The organism is Acetoanaerobium pronyense, from assembly GCF_017874355.1.
GTDB lineage: Bacteria > Bacillota > Clostridia > Peptostreptococcales > Filifactoraceae > Acetoanaerobium > Acetoanaerobium pronyense.
Genome location: NZ_JAGGLI010000060.1, coordinates 1 through 5,555 on the forward strand (window position 1 = coordinate 1; position 5,555 = coordinate 5,555).

Consider the following 5,555-nt stretch of genomic DNA (forward strand, 5'->3'; position numbering starts at 1 on the left):
TTTAGGGTTCATAGTTCTTTAGGATATCTTAGTCCTATTGAATACAAGGCATTTCTGTCCGAGAAAAAGTTGTCCTAATAAGTGTTGACAATCCACTTTGGTGTTGTATAAGACTTTGGTAAGGCGGCTGTTTTGATCTTCTTCATAGCGCCAGCATACCCAAATCTGTTGTTGTTTTAATTTCTGTAGTTCCATAGCCGCCTACCTCCTTTCTTAGAAATCGTCATCCAGCAGTTCGTCTGCACAATCCTGGCAGAAAAACCCGGCATAGACAGAATCGTTGTCACAAGTATCAATCAGCACTCTGATCATTTCATCCAGATTGGCTAATCGCACCTGTCCGCAGTTTTTACATTCCATTTGGATATCCATACACATCATCTCCTTCCGGTTTTTCAGAGCCATCAAGCTGGCTTAATTGTTCACACAGTTTTTCATAATTGATGTAGGCTTTCTTGCCAACAAAGATTGCCGGCAGTTTGCCTGCTTTAAGTAGAAGCCTTAGTGCGTGTTCCGGGAGGATGCCTGTCTTAGCTGTCTCCCTTATTGTCAGCATGGTTGGTTTCTTGTTTGGTATCATGGGCTTTTTCCTCCTTCAGTAGTTTTGCTTTGGCTTTTTTCTCCCAGTAGTTCTTGTTGTGTTGTTTCACCTTATCAGGATTCTTCTTTCGCCACTCCCGGAAGTATCTCAAGCGTTCTTCTTTAGCCAGTGCTTCAAGCGATTTCTTATCCATTTGATCCACCTCCTTGAAAAAGTTCTGTTTCGCTTACTTTTCGCTTGCTTGATTGCGTTTTATCTGATATAGTTATTGTAACGCAGATAAAACGAAAGAACAAGCAAAAACGAACTGATACAATAAAGTTCAGATGAATCGTATTTTAGGAGGAGTGGAAAGGATGGAAAAACTATTTAATGGATATGAAAATCCTCTAGCACAAACCATGCGGCTGATCATGGATGAACATCCCCATACAGGAGAAAAGACAACGCAGAAGGCTTTATCAAAGGCGATAGGAATAAGACCACAGACCATAAGCTTATATATGGATGGAAAGACTCAGCCCACAGCAGAGAACCTATTTAGAATTGCAGAATACTTTGATGTGTCTACCGATTATCTATTGACTGGTGTAAGTTCTGAGAATAAGGAGCTTCACAAGCAGCTGGGACTGTCAGAAGGGGCAGTGAATCTGATTAAGAGAGCGCATAAGGATGATCAAGTGGGATCAGCTTCACCGGTGATACCCATGCTGGATGAATTGTTATCAAGTGTGGACTTTTTTCAGTTTCTCGAGGATTTGTCGCTCAAAATTGAGCAACTAAAAAAACTCGCCCAGTTGTCACCAGACGAATTAGAAAAGATGATGTCAGGACTCAATGTGAAGGGCTATTGGGAATGGGACTTAAACAATTATGTTCAGGAATTTATCAAGAAGGAACTGGAGAAACAGGGGCTGCACCTATCGGATAAATAGTTCCACACTTGGGGTTTATTCACTTGACTATTCACCCCCGTAGAGTGATAGATACTATAGGAGAATGAGTTCTCCATAAACCCTACATTATTTAAGGAAGGAGGAAGGCACAATGCCAAGTATAGAAAAACGGGGAAATACCTACAGAATTATGGTTTCTCTTGGCTACAACATGGAAGGTAAACAGATCAGAAAGACAACTACCTTTAAGCCACCGAGAAATGTCAGTGAGAACAAGGCAGAAAAGCTTGCTACATCCTTTGCTTATGAATTTGAGAAGAAGTGCATGGGCATGACCAATTTTGATGAAAATATGCGGTTCTCAGAACTGGTGGAGTGGTACTTTGAACAGATCGCACCACATAAGCTTAAAGAGAGAACCTTACTCACCAACATCTTTCTTATGAACAATTATGTACTTCCCTACATCGGGCATTTGAAACTGAAGGACATCACCACAGCAAGGATCGATGAGATGCTGAATCATCTGCACAAAAGAGGAAAGACCAGCAAGTACTATATAATGAAAGACCCTAGTCTTTTAGAAGATGGAACGAGAAGACCTGCATCTAGAAAAGCTGGTGTTGAATTAAACACTATTAAGAGAGCTGCAAGAGGGGAACACATTAGAAAAGCAACCGCTGAAAAAATAGCCAGTGCCTTTGGAAAAAAGCTAAACGATCTATTTGTAGAAGAAATAAGAGAGGAATCGGAGCAGGGAATCGAATCCACCTCCATTGCTAGAATCAGAACTGCTACCTCAGCCATTTTCAACACAGCTTTGAAGAAGGATATTATCTGGAAGAACCCAGTGGTTCATGCTACATCTCCTAGGGGCAGACAGAAAGAACGAGACTTTCTCGATGCCGACCAATGTAAGCAGCTCCTTGGCTATTTGGATGAACTTCAAAACCCCAATGCCAGAGTAGGATTAGCCACGCTGATTTACACCGGAATGCGATCGGGAGAATTGTGTGGGCTTCACTGGAAGGATGTTGATTTGGAGAAGGGAACAATCTTTGTCCGCTATACCCTTTACCGGGCAGATGGTCAGTATAAGCTCTCTACCCCGAAAACCAAATCCAGTTTAAGAGTCATTGCCATTCCTGCAGAACTGAAAGCCATCTTAAAGGAACATAAAGAATGGCAGGAGAAGCGCAGTGAAGAGCTAGGGTCAAAATGGATAGACAGAGGCGCAGTGGTTACTGGTATGGAAGGTGAGTACATGAGTGGCGGGTATTTGAACATCACCCTGAAAAAGCTACTGAAGAAACATGACCTGCCAGACATTCATGTTCATGACCTTCGCCACGCCAATGCATCCCTACTGATAAACGCAGGAGTACCGGTGAAGTTCATCTCAGAACATCTTGGGCATTCCAACACCAAGACTACCGAAGATATTTATGCTCACGTTTATAATTCCACAGCCGAAAAAGTGGCAAGTGCCATCAGCGATGCTTTAGATGGAGTGATATAAAAAGTGCTTTTATCAGAATTGTTAGACAAAACATGGTATAATATTAGCAAAAGATTTGAACGGAAATGCAAGCAGTGCACAACTTGGTATGTTAATTAAAGAAAGGAGAAATTTAATGGATCGCAAAGAGAAAAAAGAAAAGAAGAATCTAATTAGTAAACACTTGGATACTAGCAACAGTCGTTTAAAAGATGAAGAAGTAGATTTCCTTCATGATTTCGTAAATAACTATGATGACGAATATAAGGGTAAGTCAAAAACGAAAAAAAGTAGTTATGATGGATGGAGTTCAGACGGGAAATATACTCGTTGGGAAGAAGAAACATCTACTTTTACTGAAGATATCGGAATACGTGAGGAATATAAATATCATGATGATGATGGTCAAAGTGGAGGGAATACTAAAGAAATTAAAGATGCCAGAGGTATTATTAACTGGTTTAAAAAACAAAAATAAAAGTGTACCGAAATCGGGTACACTGGGCATTTCAGAATGTGTTGTAAGGAGACTAAAAGCCTTGCAGCACATTTATTTTTTAGAAGTGTGCATATGGCGAGAATCTTGGTGTTTACTTGGTGTTTTAAGCAGCAATAAACCCCAAAACGAAAATGAACAATACACAATCTCATTTCAACAAAGCCAGACAATAAGCGGTTTATAGCACTTTACTAAACGATACGAAATGCCTTTTGACGGTTTGAAAAAGAGAACATTAATACAATGACCATGAACGGAGAAATGCTTTTGGTTATTCTAAGTTCACTGGCTCAGCAAGAAAGTGAATCTATTTCAGCCAATGTAACCATGGGTCTTAAAATGAAAATGAAACGTGGAGAGATGGTTGGTTACAATGGTTGCTTAGGTTATGACTATGACCAAGAAACAAAGTCAATTTCCATAAATGAAGAAGAAGCAGAAATTGTCCGATATATTTTCAGAAGATATGTTGAAGGTGCAGGCTGCTTTGTTATTGCTAAAGAACTTACTAATCTTGGATACAAGACGAAAAGAGGGGGCTTGAAGTGGCATGAAAGCAGCGTAAGAAGTATGATAAGAAATGAAAAATATAAAGGTGATCTTCTTCAAGGGAAGACATTCACAGTAGATCCTATCACTCACAGGCGTTTAGATAATATGGGAGAAAGAGAAAAATTCTATATTGAAAATAATCATGAACCAATTATATCTGATGAGTTGTTTGATAGAGCTCAGGAAATTTTGAGAATGAGAAGTAGTAAACATGGTTCAAAGCACAATTCTAGAAAATATAGTAGGAAGCATGCTTTTAGTAGTATGTGTACCTGTGGTTTCTGCGGCGGGACTTATATAAGAAGGATTTGGCATCATGGTACAAGTCATGAAAAACCGGCATGGCAATGTGTAAAGGCAATTAAGCAGGGTAGAAAAACATGTAGTCATTCTAAAGGCATTCACGAAAGCTTTTTAGAAGATGCATTTGTCAATGCCTATAACAAGATTCAAAAAGATAATAAAACGGATATTGAAGAGTTTTTTAAAAATATAGAAGAAGCCCTTGATGTAAACAGGCTTAGAGATGAAGTCAATGAACTTACTTCAAAAATAAAGAAGTTAGAAGCAAAATCGCAGAACTTATTAGATATGAGATTAGAAGAAAAAATCAGTGAATCAGATTATTATAAGAAATACAATGTTATTGAAAAGGAGTTAGTAGAACTAAATGATGACAGAAATGAAAAATATGAATCATTTAAAGGAGAAGAATCCATTGCTACGAGAATAACAGAATTCAGACGAGTTATTTCTGAAGTTATAGAAATTAACGAGTTTGATCGTGATATCATGGATAGCTTAATTGATAAAGTTGTTATTGGAGCAACAGATGAAGATGGAAATGCCAATCCACATGTAGTCACTTTTGTATTCAAAGCAGGGATGAAATTTAATGAAGAATTCTACAAGAAAGTCTCAAATTCATCTGCTATAATGGAAGAAGAAAATCTGTCTACTTACGCAAAAAACGAGAAACAAGTAGCATGCACTTACGCTCCAAACACCACATGTGGAATCAGTTGTATTATTAGTTCGTGAAAGCTAGTGAATTCAAAGGCTTAACCCTTGTGAATAATATACAAAATCATTTTGCGGACAAATTTAGGACAAGTTTTGAATTTAAGCTTTGATTTTAGACACCATATTGTCAAGAAGAATGGCAGATTCTTTATCTATTTCATCCATACTATGGATATATGTTTCTATAGTTGTATTTATAGAGCTATGGCCCATTCTTTTGGCTGTAGCTTGAATATGGATTAGATCACGAAACTAATTGAGGCAATCTGTTTTGAGCTAATTCATTAGGCCTCAGGTTTTCAAAGTTTGACATTTCTTCAGATTAAATCGCATACTTGAACTTATCATGTGCTTTTTTTGCTTATCTTTCTGTACCATAGAAAACTTTTTTATGTAAATATATGTTCGATAAAAAGATTAAAAAGAAAAATTCACAGGATTAGAGAATTTATCCTGAATTATTCATACATTTCTTTTAAAATCTTTAAAACCATTTAAGCGTAAGCTTTACAAAGGCGTAGCCTTTTACACCTATTAGGTGAAAAT

At 37.8% G+C, this 5,555-nt stretch carries 7 protein-coding genes; 4 read left to right on the forward strand and 3 right to left on the reverse strand.

The features are described from left to right. Positions 1–213: 213 nt before the first annotated feature. Genes J2Z35_RS14275 through J2Z35_RS14285 form a run of 3 tightly spaced genes read right to left on the reverse strand, consistent with a single transcriptional unit; the run spans position 214 to position 734 of the window. Entirely contained in the window at positions 214–372 is a 159-nt protein-coding gene (locus tag J2Z35_RS14275) for a hypothetical protein (protein ID WP_156179546.1), read from the reverse strand. Further along, positions 350–580, reverse strand: coding sequence for a hypothetical protein (locus tag J2Z35_RS14280; RefSeq protein ID WP_021150162.1), 231 nt, complete (start codon positions 578–580; stop codon positions 350–352). The genes J2Z35_RS14275 and J2Z35_RS14280 overlap by 23 nt, the downstream gene beginning before the upstream one ends. After that, entirely contained in the window at positions 531–734 is a 204-nt protein-coding gene (locus tag J2Z35_RS14285; RefSeq protein ID WP_021150161.1) for a hypothetical protein, read from the reverse strand. Before J2Z35_RS14285 ends, J2Z35_RS14280 begins: the two co-directional genes overlap by 50 nt. Before the next feature lie 163 nt (positions 735–897). On the opposite strand from J2Z35_RS14285, the gene J2Z35_RS14290 reads away from it, so the two are divergent. The 4 genes from J2Z35_RS14290 to J2Z35_RS14305 all read left to right on the forward strand — a co-directional run bounded on the left by J2Z35_RS14290 (position 898) and on the right by J2Z35_RS14305 (position 5,027). Beyond that, positions 898–1,476: a helix-turn-helix domain-containing protein gene (locus J2Z35_RS14290; protein ID WP_245330934.1), complete on the forward strand. Its 579-nt coding sequence runs from the start codon at positions 898–900 to the stop codon at positions 1,474–1,476. Positions 1,477–1,588: 112 nt separating this feature from the next. Further along, a complete protein-coding gene (locus J2Z35_RS14295) occupies positions 1,589–2,956 on the forward strand; it encodes a site-specific integrase (protein WP_209662078.1) in 1,368 nt (455 codons plus the stop codon). 55 nt (positions 2,957–3,011) lie between these two features. Next, positions 3,012–3,413, forward strand: a complete 402-nt coding sequence (locus J2Z35_RS14300) for a hypothetical protein (protein ID WP_209662079.1) — start codon at positions 3,012–3,014, stop codon at positions 3,411–3,413. A gap of 288 nt (positions 3,414–3,701) precedes the next feature. Then, positions 3,702–5,027 (forward strand): recombinase family protein, encoded by a 1,326-nt coding sequence (locus J2Z35_RS14305; RefSeq protein WP_209662080.1) that lies wholly within the window; start codon positions 3,702–3,704, stop codon positions 5,025–5,027. The last annotated feature ends 528 nt before the right edge of the window (positions 5,028–5,555 follow it).